The sequence below is a fragment of the Cryptosporangium aurantiacum genome (assembly GCF_900143005.1).
Taxonomy (GTDB): domain Bacteria; phylum Actinomycetota; class Actinomycetes; order Mycobacteriales; family Cryptosporangiaceae; genus Cryptosporangium; species Cryptosporangium aurantiacum.
Genome location: NZ_FRCS01000017.1, coordinates 87,216 through 111,799 on the forward strand (window position 1 = coordinate 87,216; position 24,584 = coordinate 111,799).

The following is a 24,584-nucleotide window of genomic DNA, read 5'->3' on the forward strand; positions in this document are numbered from 1 at the left end:
CGGCCTACGCCCAGGAGAAACGCATGCGCTCGCTCCGCATCACGACCAACCTCCCCGTGGCTGACATCGACGAAGCGAAGAGCTTCTACGCCGACTTTCTCGGGCTGAAGACCGAGGAGTTCAACCTGGGATGGGTGGCCCGCTACGCGTCTCCCGACAGCGATGCGCACGTCCAACTGGTGACCGGCGACGCGACCGCCCCCGAGGACTCGGTCATCTCCGTGCACACCGACGACCTCGAAGGCGCGTACGCCGAAGCCCAGCGGCAGGGGTACGAAATCGTCCACCCCCTCACCACCGAGGCGTGGGGCGTCCGCCGGTTCTTCGTCCGCGCACCGGACGGAAACGTCATCAACATCGTCGGCCACAAGGACTGAACGCGGTCGCACGCATGCCCGGCGCCCGTCAGGCCTCGACCGGGGCCGCGAGCAGGTCGGCGAGTTCCGCGGGGCGGCTGAGCGCGACGCAGTGGCTCGCCGCGATCTCGTCGATCGGCACGTCACCGAGGCGTTCGGTGACGACGCGGCGCAGATAGGCAGCCGGGAAGAACCGATCCTCGGTGCACAGCACGAACCGGGTCGGCACGTCCGGCCAGGCGTCGAGCGGCCACGGCCGGCCGGACGCCGTCGGCGACGGGTGCGCCCGCTCGCGGCTGAGCGCCAGCGCGGCGAGCTCGCGGGGAACGTCCTGGTAGAACGAGACGTACGGGTCGCTGTTGCCGGTGAGCCCGCCGTCCACGGCGGCCTGGGCACGGACCGCCTCGGTGTACCCGGTGGCGCTCCACCACTGGTCGGGTGGCTCTCCGGGGGCGGCGACCATGCCGGCCACCAGCACCAGCGCCCGGACCGGGCGACGCGCGGCGACCAGCGGAGCGGTGAACGCGCCGAAGGACTGTCCGACGACCACGAGATCGCGATTCGTGTCCAGAATGGGGTCCGCCGCGTCGACAACGGCGTCGGCGTAGTCGTCGAGGGTCAGCGCGTCGTCGTCGCCCGGCAGATCCGGCGCGACGACGTCGTGCCCGCGACGGCGAAGCTCTTCCTCGACCAGATGCCAGTACCAGCCGGTATCGCCGGCACCGTGGATCAACGCGAACGCACTCACACCGAGATTCCTTCCGCCGGACTCCGACGCGCGGACCCGCGCCGGTTCGGGCCCGGCCTCGTTAGGTGGTGAATCCGATGTTCGACGACAGCGAATCCATTTCGGACGCCGATCTCGTGCGCGAGCAGTACTCCGACCACCGCCGCCTCGCTGCCCGCCAGGCCCTGTGGCGGCTGGAGCCCGGACCGCCCCTGGTCGACACGGTCCTCCGGACCGCCGCGGTACAGGACACCGAGACGATCCTCGACATCGGATGCGGCAACGGCGCCCTTCTTGCCGCGCTTCGCGCCCGAGGGCACGCCGGAACGCTGATCGGCGTGGACCTCTCCGCCGGGATGGCACGAACAGCGGCCACCCACGCGCCCGTCGCGATCGCCGACGTGCAGGCGCTGCCGGTGCGGTCGGCGTCCGTCGACGTCGCGATGAGCCTGCACGTCCTCTACCACGTGCCCGATCTGGACCGGGCCGCCGCCGAGCTCCGCCGGGTGGTGAAGCCCGGCGGCCGCGCGATGATCGCCACCAACGGCGCCGGCCACACGTCCGAGCTGAAACAGGTCCTCGCGACCGCCGCCGACCGGGTCGCCGGCGTCCGGAGGGACCCGGACCGGGAGGTCCGCCGATTCGACACGCTGCGGGCCCGGGACCTCTTCGGCACGGTCTTCGACGCGGTGGCCGTGATCGACGCGGGGCGATCGTTCGCGGTCCACGACCCCGACGTCGTCGGCGACTACCTGGCCAGCTGGTCGCCGAGGTCGGTCGGGATGCGGGCCGGACCCGCCTGGGACGCCGTGGTCGCCGAGGCCCGCGCGCTGATCCGGACGCAGGTGAGCGACCACGGAGCGTTTATGGTCACGAGCCGCGCCGCGATCCTGCGCTGTACGTAGGAACCCCGCCGTCCGGTTCGGGTGACCGTTCCCGGTGGAGCGCCACCCCCGCGACCACCAGGAGCACCCCGACGATCTCGGTGGCGGTCGGGATCTGGGTGAGCACGAGGACGCCGACGAGCGTGGCCGTCGCCGGCAGCAGCGACACCATGAGCGCATACGTAGCGCGGGGCAGGCGGGCCATCGCGAGTTGGTCACTCACGTACGGGATCACCGACGAGCAGATCCCCACGCCGACGGCCGCGGCCAGCACGATCGGATCGCCGAAAGCCGGTGCGGCCTGCCGGATGCCCAGCGGCAGGGCGATCACCGCGGCGATCAGCATGGAGAGCGCGAGGCCGTCGATGCCGGCGACCTGCCGGCTGCGGGCGACGCGGTGCCCGAGGACGATGTAGAGCGCGAACAGCACGGCGTTGGCGGCGGCGTACGCGATGCCGAGCGGCTCGGCGACCAGGCGGACGTCGGTGAGCAGGTACACCCCTCCGACGGCGGCGACCAGCGCGACGATGTTCCGGCCGGTGCGCGCGGCCACCGCGGCCAGCAGGATGACGGGCAGGAACTCGATGGCGGCGACCGTGCCGAGCGGAAGCCGGTCGATCGCCAGGTAGAAGACGCTGTTCATCGCCGCCAGCACGGCGGCCCAGGCGGTCAGCAGCCATCGCGTCGGCCGGTCGAGGCACCGCCAGACCCGCCACGGCCGACGCCAGGCGGCGAACACGACCGCGGCGGACGCGATCCGCAACCACGCCACGCCCAGGGCGTCGATACGCGCGAACAGCAGCACCGCGAACGCCGGTCCGAGGTAGTGGAACACCGCGCTCACCACGAAGTACACGTGCGGCGGCACCCGGCGCGTTTCCACGCCTCTATCGTCGAGAAGGCGGAACCGCAGTGCCATACGCGATCGAAGGCAAAGGAGCGCGATTCATGGCTCTTCGGAAGGCACGGCCGCCGTCCGGGCCACCGGACGGAAAGTCACTGCTGGACGACGTCAACCGGCGGCTGCTGGACGCTCTCAGCAGCGACCCGCGGGCCAGCGCCGCCGAACTGGCTCGCCGGGTCGGAATGTCGGCGCCCGCCGTCCGGGAGCGCCTGGCCCGCCTCGAGCAGGCCGGTGTGATCCGGGGCTACCGCCTCGACATCGACCCGGCCGCGATCGGTCTGCCGGTCGCGGCCTGGGTGCGGATCCGGCCCGGCCCCGGGCAGCTTCCCAAGATCGCCGAGCTGGCCGCCCGCACGCCCCAGGTCAGCGAGTGTCACCGGATCTCCGGCGAGGACTGCTTCCTCCTCAAGGTGCACGTGCCACACCTCGAGGACCTCGAAGCCGTCCTCGACCAGTTCCTGCTCCACGGTCAGACGCACAGCTCGCTCGTGGTGTCCACACCGATTCCACCCCGCACCCCCGCCGCCCCATGCCCATGATCGCAGCGCCGCCGAGCACGGCGTCCTCGTCGCACGGAGCGTCGGCAGCGAGCAGCTGCGCCATCACCTCGACCCGGTCGCAGTCGCGTGCGGCCGCGGCCAGGGAAGGTTCAGCGGCCGCCAGCCGGAACGCGGTTGGCCGAACGGTCCGCGCGGAAGAGTCAGCCGCGGTCGGTCGCTGCCGCGTGATGCCTTCCCCGGTGGCCGGAGACAGTGATCGCCAGCGACAGCAGCCCCAGCGTCAGGACGGTCAGCACGACGCTGACCGTCGACCGCTCGAACCAGATCGGGACGGCCAGCGGGTCGCCGTGGGAGAGCCGGACGCCGAACCCGATGATCGGGTCCACGGCGAGCAGCACCAGCGGTGGCAGCACCGCCGGGAGAACCCACGCGGCCCGCGCGTCCCGCCGGACCAGCAGGTGGATCGCGACCGCTACCGCCGCGACCAGCAGCAGCGTCGCCACCCGCGCGAAGACCGACGGCGCGAGCGTCGCGTAGGTCCAGCCGCTGCCCCATCCCCCGGACACACCGAGCGGCACGAGCGCCGCGAGGAGCGGCATCCACCGCACCACCCGCCCCGGCCGGGTCGGCACGGCCAGCGCGAGGAACCCGAGCGCCAGGTGCGGCACGAGCGCGACCAGCGACGGCACGGAGGGGTTGCCCCACATCTGGTACGGCTCCCAGGCGCCGGTGACCGCCATGCCGACCGGTCGCGCAGCGGCGATCAGCACGACCGCCACGCCGACCAGCCACCGGCACCACCGTCCGGGCCGGAGCGCGAACAGGGCCGCCGCCCCCAGCCACGCCGTCCAGGCGACCCCCGCCAACGTGCGAAACGGCCCGAACGCGTGCCCGGCGCGGTGGTGGGCCGGCGGCGAGGCCAGCTCGATTCCCAGCAGCCAGACGGTGGACAGGATCGACCCGGCAGCCAGCGCGAGGACCGCGGCGATCGACACCCCGCCCGGCAGCCCGGACGCCTCCCGGGCCCGCAGGCGCGCCCGGGCGCCGCCGGCCAGGACGTCGGCGGCGTCCCGCAGATCGGGCCACCTCCGGTCCGGCCCGACGGTGTCCAGATAGGTGTCGACCAGCTCGTCGCCACGCGCGGCGCGGTAGTGCGCCGGATAGGCCCGGAGCAGTCGCCGATATCGTCGTTCGAGCCGTCCGCTCACGCGAGATCACCCGCCGGCCACACGTTCCGAAGGAGCGTCATGGCGAGCAATATATCGGCGACGAAGATATACCGCGAGAAAACGCACCGGGTTGCGTCTGATGGTGGGGTGGAGAGCGTCGTGCGTCTGCACCTGATCACACGATCGAAGGAGATCGGATGACCGCCATCGTCGGCATCACGCATCACGGCGTTGTCCACATCGGTGGTGACTCCGCCGGCGTCTCCGGTTACGTCGTCCACCCGCGCGCCGACGCGAAGGTCTTCACGACCGGCGCCTACGCGTTCGGCTTCACCACCAGTTTCCGCATGGGCCAGCTCATCCGCTGGGCATGGACACCCCCGGAGCCACCCACCGGCGACCTGGATCGCTTCATGGCCACCACGTTCGTCGACGGCGTGCGTGACTGTCTCAAGGCCGGAGGTTGGGCCAGTAAGGAGAACGAGCGCGAAACGGGCGGCGTGTTCCTCGTCGGCGTCGCAGGCCGGTTGTTCTACGTGGACTCCGACTACCAGATCGGGGAGTCAGCCCAGGGCTACAACGCGGTCGGCTCCGGGGACGAGGTGGCGCTGGGGGCGTTGTACGCCACCGCGCGCACCCGGATGAGCCCACGCCGACGGCTCCAGATCGCGCTGGAAGCCGCCGAGCGGTTCAACGGCAACGTCAGGGGCCCGTTCGCCTACGTCTCGACGCCCGCAGGCGGATCACCAACGCACGTCCAGGGCTAGCAGGCCACGGACGCCGGAGATGACGACGGAGCGCCCGTCCTCGGTGACCTCCGGTTGCCCCCGGTTCGCTCTGTGAACCTCCCGGCGTTCGGTTACCCGGTACTGTCCGCCGGTGCACCTCGCCCTCATGTTTTTCCTCGTAGCGGCAGCCGTCGAGCTCGTCGCCGTCGCCGCCGACTGGACCGCCCTGCAATGGGTGGCCAAGCCGCTCCTCGCTCCCCTGCTCGCCGTCTACCTGATCCGCCGCGCCAAGATCGACCTCGTCGTCGTGGCGCTCGGCTTCGCCACCGCGGGTGACGTCGCGCTCCTGGTCGACGACGACGTGGCGTTCCTGCTCGGCATGGCCTGCTTCCTCGGCACCCAGATCTGCCTGACGGTCGCGTTCCTGCGTCGCGCCCGGGCGCGGTGGTGGGCGTTCGCCCTGTACGGCCTGCTCTGGGCACTCGCCAACGCGCTGCTGTGGGAGCAGCTCGGTGACCTGCGCGTCCCGGTGCTGGTCTACAGCCTGGTCCTGAGCGCGATGGCCGCCGCGGCGGTCGGGGTGTCGCCGCGGGTGGCGGCCGGCGGCGCGTTCTTCCTCGTCTCCGACTTCCTCATCGGGTTGGACGCCGCCGACGTGGGCGTGCCGGGGCAGCCGGTGCTGATCATGGCGACCTACATCACCGCGCTGGCCCTCATCGTCACCGGCTGGGCGCGACTCTCCGGCGCACGATCTCGGTGATCCAGATCGGCGCGAACGGCGACGTGCAGTTCGGAGGCGTCGGATAGTCCTTCAGCACCTCCAGCCGCTCCCCGATCTCGATCGCCCTGGCGCGGTGTTCGGGGTGCTCGATCCCGATCTGCGCCAGGCAGTGGTTCATCGCCCACTGCAGCCGATCCGGCGCGTCCTTCATCGTCGCCTCGATGAGGTCGAGCAGACCGATCAGGTCGAGGCCCGCGGGGTTCTTCGCCACCCGTTCGGTGGTCAGCGCCCAGCCGGCGCTGGCCACCACCGGGTCCGGGTCCGCGAACCAGGTCACGCGCAGTTCCTCGGCGTGCGGGGTCTTCTTCACCACGTAGTTCACGAGCCAGTCCTGCACCTTCGGCGTGCGCGCCTCGCGCAGCATGGCGTCCAGCTCGGCCCGCGCGAACGCTTTCGGGCGGCAGATCAGCAGCGCCAGCAGACGGGCCGCGCCGTCGCCGGTCCCCCACAGCGCCACCGCGAGGTCCTGCTGCGTCTTGAGCCGCTTGGCGACCGCGCGCAGCGTGCCGAGGTTCACGCCGTGGTCGTCACCGTGTTTCTCGTTCACCGCGCGGGTCTTGGGGTCCTCCAGCGCGGCCAGCTCGGCCATTACCTCGGCAACCGTCATGACCAGCTCCCACTTATATAAGTCAATCCTGAGATTAGAAAGTTACCTCCGTCACGTTGCCTCCAGCAAGACCCGCCGGTCACGCCACGATGACCCGAACCGAGGTCGGATTTGACCGCAAAGGAGCGGCTGCCATGACCGAACCCCTGGAACAGCGCATCTCCACCACCCGCCGGATCGCCGCTCCCGCGGCCCGAATCTTCGCCGTGATCAGTGATCCCGACGGCCACGTCGCGATCGACGGATCCGGAATGTTGATGGCCGCCGATGGCTCACGCCGGCTCACCGCGGTCGGCGACATGTTCATCATGAACATGGACCGGGAGCCGCTCGGCGACCTGCCGATGGGCAAGTACACCGTGCAGAACACCGTCGTCGCGTTCACGCCGGAAGCCGCGATCGCCTGGCAGCCGGGCGAGGTAGACGGGCGCCCGCTCGGCCACACCTACGGCTACACGCTCACTCCGGTCGGTACCGACACCACCGAGGTCACGTCCTACTGCGACTGGAGCGGCGTCCACCCGAAGATCCTGACGATCCTGAGCTGGCCGGTCGTGCCGCTCAGCATGCTGGAGACCTCACTCGACAACTTGCAGCGACTCGTCGAAGAACGGGAGTAACGCGTTACCCGCCGGTAGATTGTCCTGGCCAGTGCGGCAGTGCCGCCGCACGGCCGGCTCAGGAGGCGGATCGTGACCGCGGACAACGTCGTGCCCGTCCGACGCGGAACGCCGCGGCTCCACGAATGGCTGACCCGATCGATCCACGACCTCGCCCCGGCGATCGTCGCCGAGCTGGTCGAGCGGCTCCCGGTCTACTCCACGCTGCCGCCCGAGCAGTTGCGGCGGGACATCGTCCAGGTCGTGCAGCGCGCGCTGCGCGGGTTCGCCGCGTTCGTGCGCGACGGCGGCCCGCCGGACAGCGGGGACCTGGCCGCGCTGCGGGAATCGGCCATCCGCCGCGCGGAGGAGGGCGTCCCGCTCGACGCGGTGCTCGGCGCGTACTTCGTCGGCGCCCGGTACCTGGTCGACGCGTTCCTGCGGGAGGTGGACCACCACGAGGATCCGACCGCGGTCGCCCAGCTCCCCGGTCAGCTACTGACGCTCCTGCAGCCGGTGACCGCCGCGGTGCTGGACGGCTACCTGCGGGTGGCCCAGGCTTCCTGGAGTGCGGACCGGGACGCCGAACAAACACTGCTCAACGCCCTTTTGGACGGGAAGCCCGCCGGCGAGGCCGCAGCCCGCGCCGGTGTCGCCCTGCCCCCCGGTTACCTGGTGCTCAGCGTCGCCGTCGGCCGTCATCCGGACGAGACCGCGCCGGGCGTCGACCCGCTGATCGCGGCCCGCCGGAAGGTCCGCCGGTTACGCGCGGAGCTGCGCCACCAGACCCGGGGAACGGCTCTGGTGACGCTGGCCGCCGACGGTGGGCTCGTGCTGCTGCCGATGCCGGTGCCCGCCGACGCGCTGACCGCGGCGCACTGGCGCGACCTGGCCGACCTCGTCGACCGGCTGTCCCGCCAGTGCGGCGTGACGCTGACCGTCGGCGCCGCCGAGGCCGAGTCGGACGGCGTTCCGGACGCCGCCCGGCTGGCCGCGGAGGTGCGGCAGGTGGCGTCCACGGCCGGTCGCGGCCCGGGTGTCCACCGGCTGTCCGACGTCCTGCTCGAATACCAGCTCAGCCGTCCCGGCGCCGCGCACGCGCAGCTGGCCGCGCTGCTGCGCCCGGTCGCCGAGCGCCCGGACCTCCTGGACACGCTGCAGGCGTTCCTGCGGTGCGCGCTCGATCGCCGGGAGACGGCGGCCCGGCTCCAGGTGCATCCGAACACCGTGGACTACCGGCTGCGCCGGGTCACCGCGCTGACCGGCCTGGACACCGGTCGCAGCCACGACCTCCTGCTCCTGCACGCGGCGCTGGCCGCCCTCGGCCGCCCGCCCGGTCACCGCGCCTGAGGCTGCTCCGCGTCGGCCGTCGCCGCCGCCCGCCGCCGGGTGATCAGGAACCCGAACGCGGTGGCCAGGATGTACATGAGCACCGAGTAGACGGCGGCGGGGATCGCGACCTCGGTGCTGTCCAGGACGCTCAACGCGATCGTCAGCGCCACCGTGGTGTTGTGGATGCCGACCTCCATCGAGCAGGCGATCGCCTGCCGCTCGTCGAGGCGCAGCAGCCGGGCGCCGGCGTACCCGATCGTCAGGCTCGCCAGGCAGAACAGCCCGGTGATCAGCCCGACCTCGCGGGCGTAGCCGGCCAGGTTCTCCCGCTCGCCGAACAGCGCGCCGAGCGCCACCAGGGCCAGCACCGCGATCGAGAACACCCGGACCGGGCGGTCGGCGCGGGCGGCGAACGCCTCGGAGCGGCGGCGAACCAGCATCCCGATCCCGACCGGGACCAGCACGATCGCGATCACCTGAACGACCTTGTCGATCTGGAGCCCGAGTTCGCCGTCGGCACCGAAGTGGTCGATCGCGAAGTTCGTGATCAGCGGCAGGGTCACGGCGGCGAGGACCGAGTTGATCGCGGTGAGCGAGACGTTGAGCGCGACGTCGCCGCGGAACAGGTGGCTGAACAGGTTCGCGGTCGTCCCGCCGGGCGAGGCGGCCAGCAGCATGACGCCGACCGCGAGCAGCGGGTCGATGTCGAACGCCTTGACCAGGCCGAACGCGACCAGCGGCAGGACCACGACCTGGAGCACCAGCGCCACGGTCACCGCACGGGGCGTCTTCGCCACCCGGCGGAAGTCGGCGGGGGTGAGCGAGAGACCGAGGCCGAACATGATGATCGCCAGCGCGATCGGCAGGCCGACCGTGATCAGGGGAGAAGTGTCCATGTACCCGTCGACCTCCACGCTGCGGCCGGAAGAGCACTCATGATGCAGCCGAGCCCGGCGTCGTGGCGGTGTGGCGGATCCAAAGTTTCGGGGGCACGGTTGTGAGCACCCACAACGGCCCGACCCGTTCGCGGGCGGACATCGCGCTCGCGAGAGAATGAAACGGTAGGAAGGGGAGGCCGTGAAACGAGTGATCGTCGCCGTGGTCGGCGTCGTGCTGGTCGCTGTCGGCGTTCTGCTCCTGGTTCTCCCCGGTCCCGGGCTCCTGATCGTGCTCGCCGGGCTGCTCGTGCTGGCCACCGAGTTCCCCGCCGTGGACCGCTACGTGGTCCCGGTTCGCCGCCGGGCACTGCGGGCCGCGGACGACAGCGTGTCGTCGCCGCTGCGGATCGCCGCCTCGATCGCGGGCGGCCTGTGGCTGATCGGCGCCGGCGTGGCCTGGGGTCTCGTCGACTGGCTGCCGTTCGCGGGCTGGAGCGCGGGCACCAGCCTGATCCTGTCCGGGTTCATCGTCCTCGGGCTGGTCGTCTGGAGTTACCGCCGGACCCGCACCCGGCAACGGGCCGGAACCCACGACTGACCCCACGACTGACCGCGGTTACGCGACGTTCTCCCTGACGGGCGCCCGCCCGGGCGCCCGTCGCACGGTCTCCACCGCGTGCGCGATCCGCTCGGCCAGGTCGGCGTGGTCACCGGCGGAGTGGGTCAGGCCGCCGAGGATGTCCCGGGCGAACCGCGCGGCGATCTGCTCGACCGACTGCGGACCGTCCGGGCGGTACCAGGTCCAGGCGTAGTTGCACATGCCGAAGATCTGCAGCGCGGACATCTGCGGGTCCTCGGTGTGCAGCAGTCCTCGCTGCACACCGTCGCGCACGATGTCCACGACGATCTGCGTGTACGCGGTCCGCTGCGTGCGCACGTAGTCGTTCAGTTCGCCCTCGAAGTACCTGACCAGCTCGCGCAGGCAGGCGAGGCTGGCCGCGCGGTCGTCACGGTGCGCGGCCAGCAGCGCGTAGATCATCGCGACGAGGCGGCTGACCGGGTCGTCCAGCTCGGCGAGGATGAACTCCGCCTCGGCGAAACGACGGCCGAAGTAGGCCACGTGTACCTCGCCGAGCAGCGCTTCCTTGCTCCGGAAGTGGTGGACGATCGTGCCTTTGCTCAGGCCGAGTTCCGCCGCGACGTCGCCGAGGCTGGTATCGGCGTAACCGCGGGCCGCCACCTGCTCGGCGAAGACACGCAGGATCGCGTCGCGCGAGCTCGCGCGGGGAGTTCGATCGGCCACACGTCCACCCTACCGGTATCTTGCTGACCGTACGAGCGGTCAGTTACGGTGAACAGCGTGCTGACCGACCCGGAGTACGGCGTCACCCGTCTGGACGGCCTGCCGTCCCGCATCACGATCTGCGAGGTCGGGCCGCGTGACGGCCTGCAGAACGAAGCGGCCGTGCTGCCGGTCGCGGTGAAGGCCGAGTTCGTCGAGCGTCTCGCCGACGCCGGCCACACGCTGGTCGAGACGACGAGCTTCGTGCACCCGAAGTGGGTGCCCCAGCTCGCCGACGCCGAGCAGCTGCTGGAGACTTTCAAGCCCACCGACGGTGTCCGCTACCCGGTGCTCGTGCCCAACCAGCGCGGGCTGGAGCGGGCGCTGGCGCTCGGCGTCCGCGACATCGCGGTGTTCGCCAGCGCCACCGAGTCGTTCGCCCGCCGCAACCTCAACCGCTCGGTGGACGAGTCGCTGGCGATGTTCGCCCCGGTCGTCGCGCGGGCCCGCGACGAGGGGCTCGGCGTCCGCGCGTACGTCTCGATGGCGTTCGGCGACCCGTGGGAGGGCGAGGTGCCGATCGCCCAGGTCGTCGACGTCGCCCGGCGCCTCACCGCGCTGGGCGTCACCGAACTCAGCCTGGGCGACACGATCGGCGTCGGCACGCCGGGTCGCGTGGTCGCCGTGCTCGACGCGCTGACCGGCGCGGACATCCCGATCGAGAGCCTCGCGGTGCACTTCCACGACACGTACGGGCAGGCGCTGGCCAACACGCTCGCGGCGTTGCGCCGCGGCGTCACGATCGTCGACGCGTCCGCGGGCGGCCTCGGCGGCTGCCCGTACGCCCGCAGCGCGACCGGCAACCTCGCGACCGAGGACCTGCTGTGGCAGCTGCGCGGTCTCGGCATCGAGACCGGCGTCGACCTCAACAAGCTGGTCGAGACCAGCGTCTGGATGGCCGGGAAGCTCGGCCGTCCCAGCCCGTCGCGCACCGTCACCGCCCTCGCCGGGGAGGCCACCGAATGACGCTCGTCCACCGCGACACCGCCGACGGCGTCGCGACGATCACGCTCGACTCGCCGGCCAACCGGAACGCGCTGTCCGCGCAGCTCCGCCGCGAGCTGATCGACCACCTCGACGCCGCGCTCGACGATGACGCCGCGCGTGTCCTCGTCCTCACCCACACCGGCAGCGTGTTCTGCTCGGGCATGGACCTGAAGGAGTCCCAGGGCGCCGACGCCAATCAGCAGGGCATCAACGAGGTACCCCGCATCCTGGAGACGATCTGGAGCTCGCCGAAGCCGGTCCTCGCGCGGCTCGCCGGACCGGCCCGCGCGGGTGGTGTCGGCCTCATCGCCGCCTGCGACATCGCGATCGCGACCGACACCTGCACGTTCGGGTTCAGCGAGGTCCGGCTCGGGCTGGTGCCCGCGGTGATCTCGGTGACCGTGCTCCCCCGGCTACTGCCACGCGCGGCTGGCGAACTGTTCCTCACCGGCGAGACGTTCGACGCCGCCCGCGCCGCCGACATCGGGCTGCTGAACAAGAGCGTTCCGGCCGAGGCCCTCGACGCCGAGGTGGCCCGCTACGTCGCGATGCTGCGGCTGGCCGCTCCGGGTGCGCTCGCCGGCACCAAATCGCTGCTCCGCCGGTCCCGCCCCAGTTCGCTCGCCGACGACTTCGCCGCGATGAACGCGATGTCCGCGGCGTTCTTCGCCGGTGAGGAGGGCCAGGAGGGCATCCGCGCGTTCCGCGAGAAACGCCCACCGGCCTGGATCGCCGCGGACGGAGCCACCTCATGACGACGGCCACCCGGCCGCTGCCCACCCGGGTCGATCCGGGCAGCGCGCAGTTCGCCCGCAACGCCGAAGCGCACCGTGCGCTCGTCGCCGACCTGAACGCGAGGCTCGCCACCGCACGGCTCGGCGGGCCGGAGAAGTCGCGGATCCGGCACGTCGAGCGCGGCAAGCTGCTCCCCCGCGACCGCGTGGACATGCTCGTCGACCCGTCCTCGCCGTTCCTGGAGCTGTCGCCGCTGGCCGCGAACGGCCTCTACGACGATCAGGCCCCCGGCGCCGGGATCATCACCGGCGTCGGGCGGGTGGCCGGCCGGGAGTGCGTCCTGGTGGCCAACGACGCCACGGTCAAGGGGGGCACCTACTACCCGGTGACCGTGAAGAAGCACCTGCGGGCGCAGGAGGTGGCGCTGCACAACCGGCTGCCGTGCATCTACCTGGTCGACTCCGGCGGAGCGTTCCTGCCGAAACAGGACGAGGTGTTCCCCGACCGCGACCACTTCGGCCGGATCTTCTTCAACCAGGCGCAGCTGTCCAGCAAGGGCATTCCCCAGATCGCGGCCGTGATGGGCTCCTGCACGGCGGGCGGAGCGTACGTCCCGGCGATGTCCGACGAGGCGGTGATCGTCCGCAACCAGGGCACGATCTTCCTCGGTGGCCCGCCGCTGGTGAAGGCCGCGACCGGCGAGGTCGTCAGCGCCGAGGACCTGGGCGGCGGCGACCTGCACGCGAAGACGTCGGGCGTCGTCGATCACCTGGCCGACGACGACGCGGACGCGCTGCGGCTCGTCCGCTCGATCGTCGAGACGTTCGGGCCACGGGCACCGACGCCGTGGGAGCGCGTTCCGACCGAGGAACCGGTGGTCGACCCGGCGGAGCTGTACGGGGCCGTGCCGACGGATCCGCGCATCCCGTACGACGTCCGGGAGGTCATCGCGCGGATCGTCGACGGCTCCCGGTTCGCCGAGTTCAAGCCGGACTACGGCGCCACGCTGGTCACCGGGTTCGCCCACATCCACGGCCACCCGGTCGGCATCGTCGCGAACAACGGCGTGCTGTTCAGCGAGTCCGCGCTCAAGGGCGCGCACTTCATCGAGCTGTGCGACCAGCGCGGGATCCCGCTGGTGTTCCTGCAGAACATCACCGGGTTCATGGTGGGCCGCGAGTACGAGGCGGGCGGCATCGCGAAACACGGCGCGAAGATGGTGACCGCGGTCGCGACGACCCGGGTGCCGAAGCTGACCGTCGTTCTCGGCGGATCGTTCGGCGCGGGCAACTACGCGATGTGCGGCCGGGCGTACTCCCCCCGCGCCCTGTTCCTGTGGCCCAACGCGCGGATCTCGGTGATGGGCGGCGAACAGGCCGCCACCGTTCTCAGCACGGTGGGCAACACGGATCCCGACGTGATCCGCGCCCAGTACGAGACCCAGGGCCATCCCTACTACGCCACCGCCCGGCTCTGGGACGACGGCGTCATCGATCCGGCCGACACCCGCACGGTCCTCGGCCTGTCCCTGTCGATCGCCGCCAACGCGCCGCTCGCCGACCCCGCCTTCGGCGTCTTCCGGATGTGAGGGCCATGACCTCCGACACGCTGTTCTCTACCGTTCTGGTCGCCAACCGCGGAGAGATCGCGGTCCGCGTCATCCGCACGCTGCGCCGGCTCGGCATCCGGTCGGTCGCGGTGTATTCCGACGCCGACGCGGACGCCCCGCACGTCACCGCCGCCGACGTCGCGGTCCGGATCGGACCACCGCCCGCCGCCGAGTCGTACCTGTCGATCGACGCGATCCTCGACGCCGCACGGGCCACCGGCGCCGAGGCGATCCACCCCGGCTACGGCTTCCTGTCCGAGAACACCGACTTCGCCGCCGCCTGCGAGACGGCGGGCGTCGTGTTCATCGGCCCGCCGTCGTCCGCGATCGACGCGATGGGCGACAAGATCCGTGCGAAACAGACCGTCGCCAAGGCCGGGGTGCCGGTCGTCCCCGGCTCGGACGCGGCCGGGTTGTCCGACGACGAGCTGGTCGCCGCCGTGGCCGAGACCGGCTTCCCGGTGCTGCTGAAGCCCTCGGCGGGCGGCGGCGGCAAGGGCATGCGCGAGGTCCACGCCGCCGACGACGTCCGCGCCGCGATCGCGAGCGCCCGCCGCGAGGCCCGCAGCTCGTTCGGGGACGACACGCTGCTCGTCGAGCGGTTGATCACCACCCCCCGCCACATCGAGATCCAGGTGCTCGCCGACGCCCACGGGAACGTCGTCCACCTGGGTGAACGCGAATGTTCGCTGCAGCGCCGCCACCAGAAGATCATCGAGGAAGCGCCCTCGCCGCTGCTGCGTGAAGCGCAGCGGGAGGCGATGGGCGCCGCGGCCTGCGAGGCCGCGCGGGCCTGCGGCTACGTGGGCGCGGGCACGGTCGAGTTCATCGTCGCCGGGGACCGGCCCGACGACTGGTTCTTCATGGAGATGAACACCCGGCTGCAGGTCGAGCACCCGGTCACCGAGGAGGTGTACGGCGTCGACCTGGTCGAGGCGCAGCTGCGGGTGGCGGCCGGGGAACGCGCGCCGTGGCCCGCCGAGCTGACGCCGAACGGCCATGCCGTGGAGGCCCGGATCTACGCCGAGGACCCGGCCGCCGGTTTCCTGCCGACCGGGGGCCGGATCCTGGCGCTGCGGGAACCCTCCGGCGTGCGGGTCGACTCGGGGATCGCCGAGGGCGGTTACGTCGGCTCGGACTACGACCCGATGCTGGCGAAGGTCATCGCCTACGGCACCGACCGGGCCGAGGCACTGCGGCGCCTGGACGCCGCGCTGGCCGACACCGTGCTGCTCGGGCTCGGTACGAACATCGGTTTCCTGCGGGCGTTGCTCGCCGACCCGGACGTCCGCGCGGGAGATCTCGATACCGGCCTCGTCGGCCGTCGTCTCGAATCGCTGACGACGCAGGACCTGCCGGCCGACGTCGTCGGCGTCGCCACCGGGATCGCGCTCCTGGAACTCGAGCCGTCCGGGTCGCTCGTCGACCCGTTCGACATCCCGGGTGGGTGGCGGCTCGGCGGTCCGGCGTGGACGACCCGCCGGCTCGCGGTCGGGCACGACACCGTCGAGGTCCGGTACCGCGGCCGGGCGTCCGACGCCGAGATCTCGATCGACGGCGGGGAACCGATCCGGATCAGCACCCGCCACGGCGGCGTGCACACCCAGGGCGGTGTGACCCGCACGTACGCGATCGCCCGCGACCCGTCCGGTGTCGTCTGGATCGGACGCGACGGCCGGTCCTGGGCGATCCACCCGCACGAAGCGCTGGACGCCGTCGGCGACGCGGCCACCGGATCCGGCGGGCCCGTGCTGTCGCCGATGCCGGGCGCCGTCACCGTTCTCGCGGTCAGCGAGGGAGAGCACGTCACCACCGGGCAGACGCTCGCCGTCGTCGAAGCGATGAAAATGGAGCACGTGCTCAGCGCGCCGGTGGACGGCACGGTGAGCGGGCTCCGCGCCCGAGTCGGCGCGAACGTCGCCAAGGACGCCGTCCTGATGTCCATCGAAACCGGAGCCGACCATGGATCTTGAGCTCTCCGAGGAGCACGCCGCCCTACGCGTGGCCGTCGAGGACTTCGCCCAGAAGGAGGTCGCGCCGGTCATCGGCGACCTGTACGACCGCGGCGAGTTCCCCTACCACCTGGTGCGGAAGATGGCCGCGATGGGGCTGTTCGGGCTTCCGTTCCCCGAGGAGCACGGCGGGATGGGCGGCGACTACTTCGCGCTCTGCCTGGCCCTGGAGGAACTCGCCCGCGTCGACTCGTCGGTCGCGATCACGCTCGAGGCCGGCGTCTCGCTCGGTGCGATGCCGATCTACCGGTTCGGCAGCGACGAGCAGAAGGCGACATGGCTGCCGTCGCTGGCGGCCGGTGAGCGCCTGGGGGCGTTCGGTCTGACCGAGCCCGGCGGCGGGTCGGACGCCGGCGCCACGCGCACCACCGCACGCCTCGACGGTGACGAGTGGGTGATCAACGGGTCCAAGGCCTTCATCACGAACTCCGGCACCGACATCACCAGCTTCGTCACGGTCACCGCGGTGACCGGCGAAAAGGAGATCTCCGCGATCCTGGTGCCGTCCGGCACCCCGGGCTTCACGGTCGGCCCGAAGTACTCCAAGGTCGGCTGGTCGAGCTCTGACACCCACGAGCTCTTCTTCGACGACGTGCGGGTGCCCGCCGCGAACCTCGTCGGGGATCGCGGCCGCGGCTACGCGCAGTTCCTCTCGATCCTCGACGAGGGCCGGATCGCGATCGCCGCGCTGTCGGTCGGCCTGGCCCAGGGCTGTGTGGACGAGTCGCTGCGGTACGCCCGCGACCGGCAGGCGTTCGGCCACCCGATCGGCCACTACCAGGCGATCCAGTTCAAGATCGCGGACATGGAGGTCCGGACGCACACCGCCCGGCTGGCCTACTACGCCGCCGCCGCGAAGATGCTCGCCGGGAAGCCGTTCAAGAAGGAAGCGTCGATCGCCAAGCTCGTCTCCTCGAACGCGGCGATGGACAACGCCCGCGACGCCACCCAGATCTTCGGCGGTTACGGCTTCATGAACGAATACGCGGTCGGCCGGTTCTACCGGGATGCGAAGATTCTGGAGATCGGTGAAGGAACCTCGGAGGTCCAGCGCATGCTCATCGCACGTCACCTGGGGCTGGCATGAACACTGACTCGCTTTCCGGCCGCACGATCCTGATGTCCGGCGGTAGCCGCGGCATCGGGCTCGCGATCGCGGTGGCCGCCGCCCGGCAGGGCGCGAACGTCACGATCCTCGCGAAGACCGACCAGCCCGATCCACGGCTGCCCGGCACCGTGCACACCGCGGTCGCCGAGATCGAGGCCGCCGGTGGTCAGGCGCTCGCGGTCGTCGGCGACGTCCGCAACGAGGACGACGTCGCCCGCGCGGCCGCGCAGGCAGCCGAACGGTTCGGCGGGATCGACATCGTGGTCAACAACGCGTCCGCGATCAACCTCAGCGGCACCGAGGATCTGCCGGTCAAGCGCTTCGACCTGATGCAGCAGATCAACGCGCGCGGGTCGTTCCTGCTGGTGAAGAACGCGCTCCCGGCCCTGAAGAAGTCGGACCGGCCGCGGATCCTCACGCTCTCGCCGCCGGTCAACCTGGCGCCGCAATGGCTGGGTCAGTTCTCGGCCTACGCGCTGTCCAAGTTCGGGATGACGATCCTGACCCTCGGCTGGGCCGCCGAGTTCCGGGAGGCGGGCATCGCCGCCAACTGCCTCTGGCCCGAGACCGTCATCAAGACCGCGGCCGTGCAGAACCTGCTCGGCGGGGACGAGACCGTGCAGCGCGCCCGAGTCCCGGAGATCATGGCCGATGCCGCGATGGTGATCCTCGGGCTGCCTGCCGACCGCACCGGAGAGACGTTCATCGACGTCGAAGCGCTGCGCGAAGCGGGCGTCACGGACTTCTCCGGGTACGGCGGCGGCGAGGAGCCCGGGCTCGACCTGTTCGTCGACGAGCGGCTCACCTAGAAGTTGCCGCGGCGCTCCTGCTCGCGCTCGATGGCCTCGAACAGCGCCTTGAAGTTGCCCTTGCCGAAGCCGAGCGAGCCGTGCCGCTCGATCAGCTCGAAGAACACCGTGGGCCGGTCCCCGGTCGGCTTCGTGAAGATCTGCAGCAGGTAGCCGTCCTCGTCGCGGTCGACGAGGATGCCGCGCCGTTGCAGTTCCTCGACCGGTGCCCGGACCTGACCGATGCGGGCCCGGAGCTGCGGGTCCTCGTAGTACGAGTCGGGGGTGGCGAGGAACTCGACGCCCGCGGCGCGCATCGCGTCGACCGTGGTCAGGATGTCGTTCGTGGCCAGCGCGACGTGCTGGGCGCCCGGCCCGCGGTAGAACTCGAGGTACTCGTCGATCTGGGACTTCTTCTTTCCGGGCGCCGGCTCGTTCAGCGGGAACTTCACCCGGTGATTGCCGTTGGCGACCACCTTGCTCATCAGCGCGGAGTAGTCGGTCGCGATGTCGTCGCCGATGAACTCCGCCATGTTGGTGAAGCCCATGACGCGGTTGTAGAAGCCGACCCACTCGTCCATGGCGCCCAGCTCGACGTTGCCGACGACGTGATCGACGGCCTGGAACAGGCGCTTGGCCGGTGGGACCACCGCGGACCCGCGGGCGACGTACCCCGGCAGGTACGGCCCGGAGTACCGGGAGCGGTCGACGAGCGTGTGCCGGGTATCGCCGTAGGTGGCCAGCGTCGCGATCCGCACGGTGCCGTGCTCGTCGCTGACGTCGTGCGGCTCCTCGAGCACGGTGGCGCCCTGGGCGCGGGCGTGGGTGATGCAGCGGTCGACGTCCGGCACCGTGAGCGCGATGTCGAGGATGCCGTCGCCGTGCGTCCGGTGGTGGTCCGCCAGCGGGCTCCACGGGTCGTAGGCGCCCTTGACGACGAACCGCGCGGCGCCGGAACGCAGCACGTACGCGTGGTGATCGCGGTTGCCGGTCTCCGGGCCGGAGTAGGCCACGAGCTCCATGCCGAACGCGGTCTGCAGGAAGTGGGTGGTCTGGAGGGCGTTGCCCACGACCCACACGAGCGCGTCCCAGCCGGAGACCGGGAACGGGTCGGCGGACGCGTCGTACTCGACCAGGCCGACGAGTTGCTGTTCCAGTGTCATCACGCCTCCTCGGTGCTCGATCTGATACTTCTGGTCCGGTGGCTACCTGCGCAACATGTGCAGCTCAGACTGCTCATCCAGGTCAGCCGGGACAGCTTTGATGGCTCATTACTGGACAGGATGACCAGATGGACGCCTTGGACCTCGCGCTCCTCCGCGCGCTGCGGCAGAACCCACGCATCGGCGTCCTGGAGCTCTCGCGCACGACCGGCGTCGCCAGGGCCACGGTCGCCGCGCGGCTCCGGCGCCTCGAGGACACCGGCGTCGTGACCGGCTACGGCCCGGACATCGACGTCGCCGCCGCCGGCTTCGCCGTGCAGGCGTTCGTCACGCTGGAGATCGCCCAGGGCGCGATCGACGCCGTCCGGGCCGACCTCGTCGCGATCCCGGGCGTCCTCGAGGCGTACGCGACCACCGGCACCGGCGACGTGCTGTGCCGGATCGCGGCGAGCTCCCACGAAGCGCTCCAGCAGACGCTGGTGGACCTCAACAGTTCGAAGGCCGTCGCACGGTCGACGAGCGTCGTCGTGCTGTCGCAGCTGGTGCCGTGGCGCACGCTTCCGCTGCTCGCGACCGAGGCCTCCGCCGGCGCCGGCCGCTCCGCAATGCCCGGCCACCCGTGAGACTCACCGTCTATATCGGTCCCGAAACGCAGCTACCAGTAGTCAGGCTGGGCCCGGTTGTTCAGAACTTTGCTACCGCTCCGGCGTCGACCGGCAGCGCGACGCCGGTGATGTACCGCGCTTCCTCGGACGCGAGGAACAGCACGGCGTTGCTGATGTCGCGAGCATCGAGGAACGGCACCGGCAGCAGGTGGAAGCGTCCGACCACCTCGGCGGCGTCCGCGAGCGTCGGTTCGGCCAGGTCCGGGCGCACCGTGCGGAAGAAGTGCGGATTGTCGACCATCGGCGTCCGGACGTTGCCGGGGTGGATCGAGTTGACCCGGATCCAGCGCGGCGCGAGCTCGTTCGCCAGCGACGTCATCAGCCCGACCAGCGCGTGTTTGGCCGAGGCGTAGTGGGCCATGTACCCGCCGCCGCGCAGCCCGAGCATCGAACTCGTCAGGATGATCGAACCACCGTCCGGGCCGGTCAGGTGCGGAACCGCCGCCTTCGCGGTGTGCCAGACGCCGGTGAGGTTGATGTCGAGCATCGTGTTCCACGCGTGGTCGCCGAGCATCTCGGTGGGCATGCCGGACCCGGCGATCCCGGCGTTCGCGACGACGATGTCCAGACGGCCCAGTTCGGCGACCCCGCGGTCCAGCGCCGACTGCAGCCCGCCCAGCTCCCGGACGTCGGCCTTCGCCGTGACGATCCGGCGGTCCAGCTTCTCCACGGCCGCCGCCGTCTCGGCGAGGTCGGCCTCGGTGGCGCCCGGGTAGCCGGCCGTGTCGACGTCCTCGCAGAGGTCCACCGCGATGATGTCCGCGCCCTCCTCGGCCAGCCGTAACGCGTGCGCACGCCCCTGTCCGCGCGCCGCACCCGTGATGAACGCGACCTTCCCGGCCACCCGGCCGGCACTGCTGCTCGTCATCGAGACCCTTCCGCGATTCTGTGGTGCCGAAGCAGATTGCATTTGCAAGGGCTCCAGCCCTCCCGTATGCAATCCGCTCAGCGGGCGGGCGTGGCGGAGGCGAACGCGTCGACCGCGGCGAGGTCGTAGGCGCCGGCGTCGGTGCCCAGGCCCTGTGCTACCTGGGCCGCCGCCGCGCACCCCAGCCGGGCGGACGCCTCCAACGACCGTCCCTCGGCGCGCCCGAGGAGAAAGCCCGCCGAGAACGCGTCCCCACACCCGGTCGTGTCGACGACGTCGATCGCGAACGCGGGTACCTCGATGATCTCGTCGGCGGTCACCACCAGCGCACCCTTCCCACCCTGGGTGACCGCGACGCAGCCCGCACCGGCTTCCACGAGCGCGCGGGCACCCGCCGCCAGGTCCGTGGCACCGGTGAAACCGAGGACCTGCTCGTCGTTCGGCAGCAGGTAGTCGGTGTGCGGCAACGCGGCCGCGATCCACTCGAGCATGCCGGGGTCGCCGGGCGCCAGGACGTCGACCGAGGTGGACGCCCCCGCTGCCCGCGCCCGGGCGAGCAGCTCACCGGCCGCGTCCCCACCGAAGAACTCCGGCCCGCCCAGGTGCAGATGAGCGACGCCGTCCAGTGACACACCGTCGAGCGAGAACGCGGCGTTCGCACCGATGCAGTGCCAGGCCGGGCGGTCGCCGTTCGGGCGAACCGGGAGGACCGAGGCGGACGTCTGCGCGGCCTCGGTACGGGCCAGCCCGCTCACGTCGACGCCTTCACGCGCCAGGGCGGCCAGCAACGTGTCGCCCAGCGGGTCGGTGCCGACGGCGCCGTAGGACCGCACGGCCGCTCCGAGGCGGCTGAGCACCAGCGCGGTACCGCCCGCGGTGCCCGCCGGGGAGAACCTGATCGTGTCCACCAGCTGGCCGTCCGACCCGTCGGGGATCGATTGAACGCCGACGACATGGATATCGAGCACGTGGACGCCGACCGCGGCGACGGTGATGCGGTTCATGCGCAACAGCAGAGCACACAAACGGCTGCGTCGAGCGTCGAACCTGAGGTAGAACGTGTTCTAGTCTGCCGAAGGAGTCGTGATGACGACCCATCAGATCGCCGGCCAGTCGGTGACGATGCCAGTCCAGGTCAGGGATGCGTCCGCGGGCACCGTCCTGTTCGAGGTGGACGCCACGGCCGCAGCCGCCCTGCTGCCGACCGACGCGTTCGAGATCGTCGAGACCACGCCGGGCAGGGCCCACCTCGCGCTCGTCCTCGTGGACTACCGGGACAACGATCTGGGCGCCTACCACGAGGTCGGCCTGACGTTCTTCGTCCGGCCGCGATCGGGTGGCGAGGACGGCACGTTCATCACCCGCCTGCCGGTCGACCAGCCGTTCACCTGCGAGGCCGGCCTGAAGATCTGGGGCTTCCCGAAGACCATCGAGCAGATCGACGTGGAGAACACCGACACGTCGAGCACGTGGACGCTCCGGATGGACGGTCAGCTGGCGCTAGCCGTCCGAGTTCCCCGCGGCGGCACCGACCCGACCCCGCCCTCGCCGATGACCACCTACTCGCTCCTCGACGGGGTGCCGCACAGCACGGTCTTCACGCAGGGCGGCGAGGGCTCCCAGGTCGTCATCGGCGGCGAGGGCGTCCAGGTCACGCTCGGCCAGCACCCGGTCGGGCGCGAGCTGGCGTCCCTCGGCCTTCCGGACGCCCCGGTCGTACTCAGCTCCTGGATCGAGCGGATGAAGGCGACGTTCGAAAACGCCCGACCACTCACGAGCTGAAGCGGGGCGGCTCGCGCGGATCAGCTCTGACCGATCCCGCCGAGCAGCACCCGGAGGAAGCCATCGGCGACCTCGGTGGCCGAGAGCCGCCCGCCCGGCCGGAACCACTGGTACGTCCAGTTGCACGAGCCGAGGATCGAGAGCGCGGTCAGCTCCACGTCGTCGATCGCGAATTCGCCGGCCTCCACGCCGTCGCGCAGGATCCCGACCAGGATCGCGTGGTACTCGTCGCGCTTCGCCGTGCTCGCCGCCCGTTCCGCGGCCGGTAGCTCCCGGTAGTGCTCGAAGAAGATCTGCAGCCGGCCGGGGAACAGCTCCATCAGCTCGACCAGGTCCCGCATCACGCCCCGCAGCCGCTCGGTCGGGCTGCCGGTCCGCTCCCGGGCGCGGCCGAGCAGGTGCTCGATCATCTCCTCGTGGATCTCGAGCAGGATCGCGTCCTTGCTCGGGTAGTGGTAGTACAGCGACGCCTTCCGGATGCCGACCGCGGCAGCCAGCGTCTCCAGCGACGTCTCGTGATAGCCGCGTTCGGTGAACAGCCCGGCGGCGACGTCGATGATCTGGGCCCGGCGGGTAGCCCGGTCCGTGCGCTGCGCCATCGATGTTCCCCTTCCGAGTGCCCGGGTCACGCTAACGCAGCGGCGCGCCGGTGGCCGCCTCGACGTCCGCCGTGCTCACGCCCGGTGCGAGTTCCCGGAGGACGAGCCCGCCGGGCTCGACGTCGAGCACCGCCAGGTCGGTCACGATCCGGTGGACGACACCCGCCCCCGTCAACGGCAAACTGCAGTTTTGGACGATCTTGGGCTCGCCACCGCGGGTGCGGTGTTCCATCGCGACGATCACCCGGCGCGCGCCGTGGACCAGGTCCATCGCACCGCCCATGCCCTTGAGCGCCTGGCCGGGCACGGTCCAGCTGGCGAGGTCGCCGGTGGCCGAGACTTGCATCGCCCCGAGCACGGCCACGTCGAGGTGACCGCCGCGAATCATCGCGAACGACAGCGACGAGTCGAAGAAGCTCGCGCCGGGATTGACCGTCACAGTCTGTTTTCCGGCGTCGATGAGGTCGGCGTCTTCGGCGCCGGGCTCCGGGAAGCCACCCACGCCGAGGACGCCGTTCTCACTGTGGAACACGACCGTGACGCCGGACGGCAGGTACGCCGGGACGAGCGTGGGCAGCCCGATGCCGAGGTTCACGTAACCGCCGTCGGGCAGCTCCTGCGCGACCCGGGCAGCGATCTCCTGGCGGGTGCGGCTCATCGGTAGATCCCCCACTCTTCGGGCTGACCCTGCACGGTCAGCCGGTCGATGCGTTTCGGCGTTCCTTCGGGCACCACGACGACGCGCTGGACGAAGACACCGGGGAGATGCACCTCGTCGGGCGGCAGCTCCTCCACCACCTCCTCGACCTCCGCGATCGTCAGGCGCCCGGCCATCGCCACCAGCGGGTTGAAGTTCCGGGCGGTGGCGTGGAAGACGAGGTTCCCGGTACGGTCGCCGCGAGCCGCACGAACCAGCGCGACGTCCGTGCGGGTGGCGTGTTCGAGCACGTGCGGGACGCCGTCGAACAGCTCGACCCGGCGGGGCGGGCTCGCGACCGCGACCGTGCCGTCCGGGGCGTACCGCCAGGGCAGGCCACCGTCGGCGATCGGCGTCGCTACTCCGGCGCGGGTGTAGAACGCGGCGATGCCCGAGCCTCCGGCGCGCAAGCGCTCGGCGAGCGTGCCCTGTGGGACGAGTTCCAGCTCGATCTCACCGGCCAGCCACTTCGTCGTCAGCGCTGGGTTGTCGCCGATGTAGGACGCGGTCACGCGGCGGAGCCGTCCGGCGACGAGCAGGGCGCCGAGGCCGTAGTCGTCGGTGCCGCAGTTGTTGGAGACGATCTCCAGGTCGTCGGTGCCGCTGTTGAGCAGCGCGTTGATCAGGACGATCGGCAGCCCACACGCGCCGAACCCGCCGACGCCGATGCTGGCTCCTGAGCGGATGTCCGCGACCGCCGCGGCGGCGTCGGGGACGAGTTTGTCGATGCCCAACGGGGCTCCCTCCGTTGACAGTGCGTCGCT

Annotated in this window: 28 protein-coding genes; 16 read left to right on the forward strand and 12 right to left on the reverse strand. The window is 71.2% G+C overall.

Features of this window, described 5'->3' with window-relative positions; genetic code table 11:
• Nucleotides 1-23 precede the first annotated feature (23 nt).
• Nucleotides 24-377: a VOC family protein gene (locus BUB75_RS36275; protein WP_073263920.1), complete on the forward strand. Its 354-nt coding sequence runs from the start codon at nucleotides 24-26 to the stop codon at nucleotides 375-377.
• A 28-nt stretch (nucleotides 378-405) separates the two neighbouring features.
• Here the strand turns inward: BUB75_RS36275 and BUB75_RS36280 are convergent, their stop codons facing one another.
• Nucleotides 406-1,104: an alpha/beta fold hydrolase gene (locus tag BUB75_RS36280; protein WP_073263922.1), complete on the reverse strand. Its 699-nt coding sequence runs from the start codon at nucleotides 1,102-1,104 to the stop codon at nucleotides 406-408.
• A gap of 77 nt (nucleotides 1,105-1,181) precedes the next feature.
• On the opposite strand from BUB75_RS36280, the gene BUB75_RS36285 reads away from it, so the two are divergent.
• Nucleotides 1,182-1,988 carry a class I SAM-dependent methyltransferase gene (locus BUB75_RS36285; RefSeq protein ID WP_073263924.1) on the forward strand — a complete coding sequence of 269 codons (807 nt, stop codon included), beginning with the start codon at nucleotides 1,182-1,184 and terminating at the stop codon, nucleotides 1,986-1,988.
• Here the strand turns inward: BUB75_RS36285 and BUB75_RS36290 are convergent.
• Nucleotides 1,954-2,886: an EamA family transporter gene (locus BUB75_RS36290; RefSeq protein ID WP_073263926.1), complete on the reverse strand. Its 933-nt coding sequence runs from the start codon at nucleotides 2,884-2,886 to the stop codon at nucleotides 1,954-1,956. The genes BUB75_RS36285 and BUB75_RS36290 overlap by 35 nt on opposite strands.
• Before the next feature lie 29 nt (nucleotides 2,887-2,915).
• On the opposite strand from BUB75_RS36290, the gene BUB75_RS36295 reads away from it, so the two are divergent.
• The gene (locus tag BUB75_RS36295) at nucleotides 2,916-3,410 is read left to right on the forward strand and encodes an Lrp/AsnC family transcriptional regulator (RefSeq protein ID WP_073263927.1); all 495 of its coding nucleotides are present in this window, start codon (nucleotides 2,916-2,918) and stop codon (nucleotides 3,408-3,410) included.
• Between the two features lie 161 nt (nucleotides 3,411-3,571).
• Here BUB75_RS36295 and BUB75_RS36300 read toward each other — a convergent pair whose 3' ends face one another.
• Entirely contained in the window at nucleotides 3,572-4,579 is a 1,008-nt protein-coding gene (locus tag BUB75_RS36300) for a hypothetical protein (protein ID WP_073263928.1), read from the reverse strand.
• Between the two features lie 158 nt (nucleotides 4,580-4,737).
• Here BUB75_RS36300 and BUB75_RS36305 point away from each other — a divergent pair, with 158 nt between their 5' ends.
• Entirely contained in the window at nucleotides 4,738-5,307 is a 570-nt protein-coding gene (locus tag BUB75_RS36305) for a hypothetical protein (RefSeq protein WP_073263929.1), read from the forward strand.
• 112 nt (nucleotides 5,308-5,419) lie between these two features.
• Nucleotides 5,420-6,028: a lysoplasmalogenase gene (locus tag BUB75_RS36310; protein ID WP_218617978.1), complete on the forward strand. Its 609-nt coding sequence runs from the start codon at nucleotides 5,420-5,422 to the stop codon at nucleotides 6,026-6,028.
• Here the strand turns inward: BUB75_RS36310 and BUB75_RS36315 are convergent.
• Nucleotides 5,988-6,656, reverse strand: coding sequence for a DNA alkylation repair protein (locus BUB75_RS36315; RefSeq protein WP_073263930.1), 669 nt, complete (start codon nucleotides 6,654-6,656; stop codon nucleotides 5,988-5,990). The genes BUB75_RS36310 and BUB75_RS36315 overlap by 41 nt on opposite strands.
• A gap of 134 nt (nucleotides 6,657-6,790) precedes the next feature.
• Between BUB75_RS36315 and BUB75_RS36320 the strand changes: the two genes are divergently transcribed.
• Nucleotides 6,791-7,276 carry an SRPBCC family protein gene (locus BUB75_RS36320; protein ID WP_073263931.1) on the forward strand — a complete coding sequence of 162 codons (486 nt, stop codon included), beginning with the start codon at nucleotides 6,791-6,793 and terminating at the stop codon, nucleotides 7,274-7,276.
• Between the two features lie 72 nt (nucleotides 7,277-7,348).
• A complete protein-coding gene (locus BUB75_RS48295) occupies nucleotides 7,349-8,605 on the forward strand; it encodes a PucR family transcriptional regulator (RefSeq protein ID WP_073263932.1) in 1,257 nt (418 codons plus the stop codon).
• On the opposite strand, the gene BUB75_RS36330 is transcribed toward BUB75_RS48295, so the two are convergent.
• Nucleotides 8,593-9,483, reverse strand: a complete 891-nt coding sequence (locus tag BUB75_RS36330; protein WP_073264048.1) for a bile acid:sodium symporter family protein — start codon at nucleotides 9,481-9,483, stop codon at nucleotides 8,593-8,595. The two genes, BUB75_RS48295 and BUB75_RS36330, sit on opposite strands and share 13 nt — an antisense overlap.
• A gap of 190 nt (nucleotides 9,484-9,673) precedes the next feature.
• Between BUB75_RS36330 and BUB75_RS36335 the strand changes: the two genes are divergently transcribed.
• Nucleotides 9,674-10,063: a PGPGW domain-containing protein gene (locus tag BUB75_RS36335; protein ID WP_084742141.1), complete on the forward strand. Its 390-nt coding sequence runs from the start codon at nucleotides 9,674-9,676 to the stop codon at nucleotides 10,061-10,063.
• Nucleotides 10,064-10,081: 18 nt separating this feature from the next.
• On the opposite strand, the gene BUB75_RS36340 is transcribed toward BUB75_RS36335, so the two are convergent.
• Nucleotides 10,082-10,768, reverse strand: a complete 687-nt coding sequence (locus BUB75_RS36340) for a TetR/AcrR family transcriptional regulator (protein ID WP_073263934.1) — start codon at nucleotides 10,766-10,768, stop codon at nucleotides 10,082-10,084.
• Between the two features lie 57 nt (nucleotides 10,769-10,825).
• Here BUB75_RS36340 and BUB75_RS36345 point away from each other — a divergent pair, with 57 nt between their 5' ends.
• From BUB75_RS36345 to BUB75_RS36370, 6 genes are read left to right on the forward strand one after another with little or no spacing between them, the layout of a single operon-like run.
• On the forward strand, nucleotides 10,826-11,773 hold the full coding sequence (locus BUB75_RS36345) for a hydroxymethylglutaryl-CoA lyase (protein WP_218617979.1): 948 nt from the start codon (nucleotides 10,826-10,828) through the stop codon (nucleotides 11,771-11,773).
• Nucleotides 11,770-12,549 (forward strand): enoyl-CoA hydratase-related protein, encoded by a 780-nt coding sequence (locus BUB75_RS36350; RefSeq protein ID WP_073263935.1) that lies wholly within the window; start codon nucleotides 11,770-11,772, stop codon nucleotides 12,547-12,549. The genes BUB75_RS36345 and BUB75_RS36350 overlap by 4 nt, the downstream gene beginning before the upstream one ends.
• A complete protein-coding gene (locus BUB75_RS36355; RefSeq protein ID WP_073263936.1) occupies nucleotides 12,546-14,117 on the forward strand; it encodes a carboxyl transferase domain-containing protein in 1,572 nt (523 codons plus the stop codon). Before BUB75_RS36350 ends, BUB75_RS36355 begins: the two co-directional genes overlap by 4 nt.
• A 5-nt stretch (nucleotides 14,118-14,122) precedes the next feature.
• The gene (locus BUB75_RS36360; protein WP_073263937.1) at nucleotides 14,123-16,111 is read left to right on the forward strand and encodes an acetyl/propionyl/methylcrotonyl-CoA carboxylase subunit alpha; all 1,989 of its coding nucleotides are present in this window, start codon (nucleotides 14,123-14,125) and stop codon (nucleotides 16,109-16,111) included.
• Nucleotides 16,101-17,237, forward strand: a complete 1,137-nt coding sequence (locus tag BUB75_RS36365) for an acyl-CoA dehydrogenase family protein (RefSeq protein WP_073263938.1) — start codon at nucleotides 16,101-16,103, stop codon at nucleotides 17,235-17,237. The genes BUB75_RS36360 and BUB75_RS36365 overlap by 11 nt, the downstream gene beginning before the upstream one ends.
• Complete coding sequence (locus BUB75_RS36370; RefSeq protein ID WP_073263939.1) at nucleotides 17,234-18,067, forward strand: SDR family oxidoreductase; 834 nt, start codon at nucleotides 17,234-17,236, stop codon at nucleotides 18,065-18,067. The genes BUB75_RS36365 and BUB75_RS36370 overlap by 4 nt, the downstream gene beginning before the upstream one ends.
• Here the strand turns inward: BUB75_RS36370 and hppD are convergent.
• Nucleotides 18,064-19,209 (reverse strand): 4-hydroxyphenylpyruvate dioxygenase, encoded by a 1,146-nt coding sequence (gene hppD / locus BUB75_RS36375; RefSeq protein ID WP_073263941.1) that lies wholly within the window; start codon nucleotides 19,207-19,209, stop codon nucleotides 18,064-18,066. The two genes, BUB75_RS36370 and hppD, sit on opposite strands and share 4 nt — an antisense overlap.
• 128 nt (nucleotides 19,210-19,337) lie before the next feature.
• On the opposite strand from hppD, the gene BUB75_RS36380 reads away from it, so the two are divergent.
• Nucleotides 19,338-19,832 (forward strand): Lrp/AsnC family transcriptional regulator, encoded by a 495-nt coding sequence (locus tag BUB75_RS36380; RefSeq protein ID WP_073263943.1) that lies wholly within the window; start codon nucleotides 19,338-19,340, stop codon nucleotides 19,830-19,832.
• Nucleotides 19,833-19,893: 61 nt separating this feature from the next.
• Here the strand turns inward: BUB75_RS36380 and BUB75_RS36385 are convergent, their stop codons facing one another.
• Nucleotides 19,894-20,742 (reverse strand): mycofactocin-coupled SDR family oxidoreductase, encoded by an 849-nt coding sequence (locus BUB75_RS36385; RefSeq protein WP_073263945.1) that lies wholly within the window; start codon nucleotides 20,740-20,742, stop codon nucleotides 19,894-19,896.
• A 77-nt stretch (nucleotides 20,743-20,819) separates the two neighbouring features.
• Complete coding sequence (locus BUB75_RS36390) at nucleotides 20,820-21,746, reverse strand: carbohydrate kinase family protein (protein ID WP_073263947.1); 927 nt, start codon at nucleotides 21,744-21,746, stop codon at nucleotides 20,820-20,822.
• An 82-nt stretch (nucleotides 21,747-21,828) separates the two neighbouring features.
• Between BUB75_RS36390 and BUB75_RS36395 the strand changes: the two genes are divergently transcribed.
• Nucleotides 21,829-22,524: an acetoacetate decarboxylase family protein gene (locus BUB75_RS36395; protein ID WP_073263950.1), complete on the forward strand. Its 696-nt coding sequence runs from the start codon at nucleotides 21,829-21,831 to the stop codon at nucleotides 22,522-22,524.
• 20 nt (nucleotides 22,525-22,544) lie between these two features.
• On the opposite strand, the gene BUB75_RS36400 is transcribed toward BUB75_RS36395, so the two are convergent.
• From BUB75_RS36400 to BUB75_RS36410, 3 genes are read right to left on the reverse strand one after another with little or no spacing between them, the layout of a single operon-like run.
• On the reverse strand, nucleotides 22,545-23,123 hold the full coding sequence (locus BUB75_RS36400) for a TetR/AcrR family transcriptional regulator (RefSeq protein WP_073263952.1): 579 nt from the start codon (nucleotides 23,121-23,123) through the stop codon (nucleotides 22,545-22,547).
• A 31-nt stretch (nucleotides 23,124-23,154) separates the two neighbouring features.
• Nucleotides 23,155-23,781 (reverse strand): 3-oxoacid CoA-transferase subunit B, encoded by a 627-nt coding sequence (locus tag BUB75_RS36405; RefSeq protein ID WP_073263954.1) that lies wholly within the window; start codon nucleotides 23,779-23,781, stop codon nucleotides 23,155-23,157.
• On the reverse strand, nucleotides 23,778-24,554 hold the full coding sequence (locus BUB75_RS36410; protein ID WP_073263955.1) for a CoA transferase subunit A: 777 nt from the start codon (nucleotides 24,552-24,554) through the stop codon (nucleotides 23,778-23,780). The genes BUB75_RS36405 and BUB75_RS36410 overlap by 4 nt, the downstream gene beginning before the upstream one ends.
• Between the last annotated feature and the right edge of the window lie 30 nt (nucleotides 24,555-24,584).

What these genes read in the sequence shown, in the direction of transcription:
- BUB75_RS36290 (WP_073263926.1), bottom strand. Translation starts at nt 2,886, where the DNA reads ATGGCACTGCGGTTCCGCCTTCTCGACGATAGAGGCGTGGAAACGCGC.
- BUB75_RS36315 (WP_073263930.1), bottom strand. Translation starts at nt 6,656, where the DNA reads ATGACGGTTGCCGAGGTAATGGCCGAGCTGGCCGCGCTGGAGGACCCC.
- BUB75_RS36275 (WP_073263920.1), top strand. Translation starts at nt 24, where the DNA reads ATGCGCTCGCTCCGCATCACGACCAACCTCCCCGTGGCTGACATCGAC.
- BUB75_RS36295 (WP_073263927.1), top strand. Translation starts at nt 2,916, where the DNA reads ATGGCTCTTCGGAAGGCACGGCCGCCGTCCGGGCCACCGGACGGAAAG.
- BUB75_RS36370 (WP_073263939.1), top strand. Translation starts at nt 17,234, where the DNA reads ATGAACACTGACTCGCTTTCCGGCCGCACGATCCTGATGTCCGGCGGT.
- BUB75_RS36400 (WP_073263952.1), bottom strand. Translation starts at nt 23,123, where the DNA reads ATGGCGCAGCGCACGGACCGGGCTACCCGCCGGGCCCAGATCATCGAC.
- BUB75_RS36285 (WP_073263924.1), top strand. Translation starts at nt 1,182, where the DNA reads ATGTTCGACGACAGCGAATCCATTTCGGACGCCGATCTCGTGCGCGAG.
- BUB75_RS36350 (WP_073263935.1), top strand. Translation starts at nt 11,770, where the DNA reads ATGACGCTCGTCCACCGCGACACCGCCGACGGCGTCGCGACGATCACG.
- BUB75_RS36320 (WP_073263931.1), top strand. Translation starts at nt 6,791, where the DNA reads ATGACCGAACCCCTGGAACAGCGCATCTCCACCACCCGCCGGATCGCC.
- BUB75_RS36385 (WP_073263945.1), bottom strand. Translation starts at nt 20,742, where the DNA reads ATGACGAGCAGCAGTGCCGGCCGGGTGGCCGGGAAGGTCGCGTTCATC.
- BUB75_RS36355 (WP_073263936.1), top strand. Translation starts at nt 12,546, where the DNA reads ATGACGACGGCCACCCGGCCGCTGCCCACCCGGGTCGATCCGGGCAGC.
- BUB75_RS36330 (WP_073264048.1), bottom strand. Translation starts at nt 9,483, where the DNA reads ATGGACACTTCTCCCCTGATCACGGTCGGCCTGCCGATCGCGCTGGCG.
- BUB75_RS36365 (WP_073263938.1), top strand. Translation starts at nt 16,101, where the DNA reads ATGGATCTTGAGCTCTCCGAGGAGCACGCCGCCCTACGCGTGGCCGTC.
- BUB75_RS36390 (WP_073263947.1), bottom strand. Translation starts at nt 21,746, where the DNA reads ATGAACCGCATCACCGTCGCCGCGGTCGGCGTCCACGTGCTCGATATC.
- BUB75_RS36395 (WP_073263950.1), top strand. Translation starts at nt 21,829, where the DNA reads ATGACGACCCATCAGATCGCCGGCCAGTCGGTGACGATGCCAGTCCAG.
- hppD (WP_073263941.1), bottom strand. Translation starts at nt 19,209, where the DNA reads ATGACACTGGAACAGCAACTCGTCGGCCTGGTCGAGTACGACGCGTCC.
- BUB75_RS36305 (WP_073263929.1), top strand. Translation starts at nt 4,738, where the DNA reads ATGACCGCCATCGTCGGCATCACGCATCACGGCGTTGTCCACATCGGT.
- BUB75_RS36360 (WP_073263937.1), top strand. Translation starts at nt 14,123, where the DNA reads ATGACCTCCGACACGCTGTTCTCTACCGTTCTGGTCGCCAACCGCGGA.
- BUB75_RS36405 (WP_073263954.1), bottom strand. Translation starts at nt 23,781, where the DNA reads ATGAGCCGCACCCGCCAGGAGATCGCTGCCCGGGTCGCGCAGGAGCTG.
- BUB75_RS36380 (WP_073263943.1), top strand. Translation starts at nt 19,338, where the DNA reads ATGGACGCCTTGGACCTCGCGCTCCTCCGCGCGCTGCGGCAGAACCCA.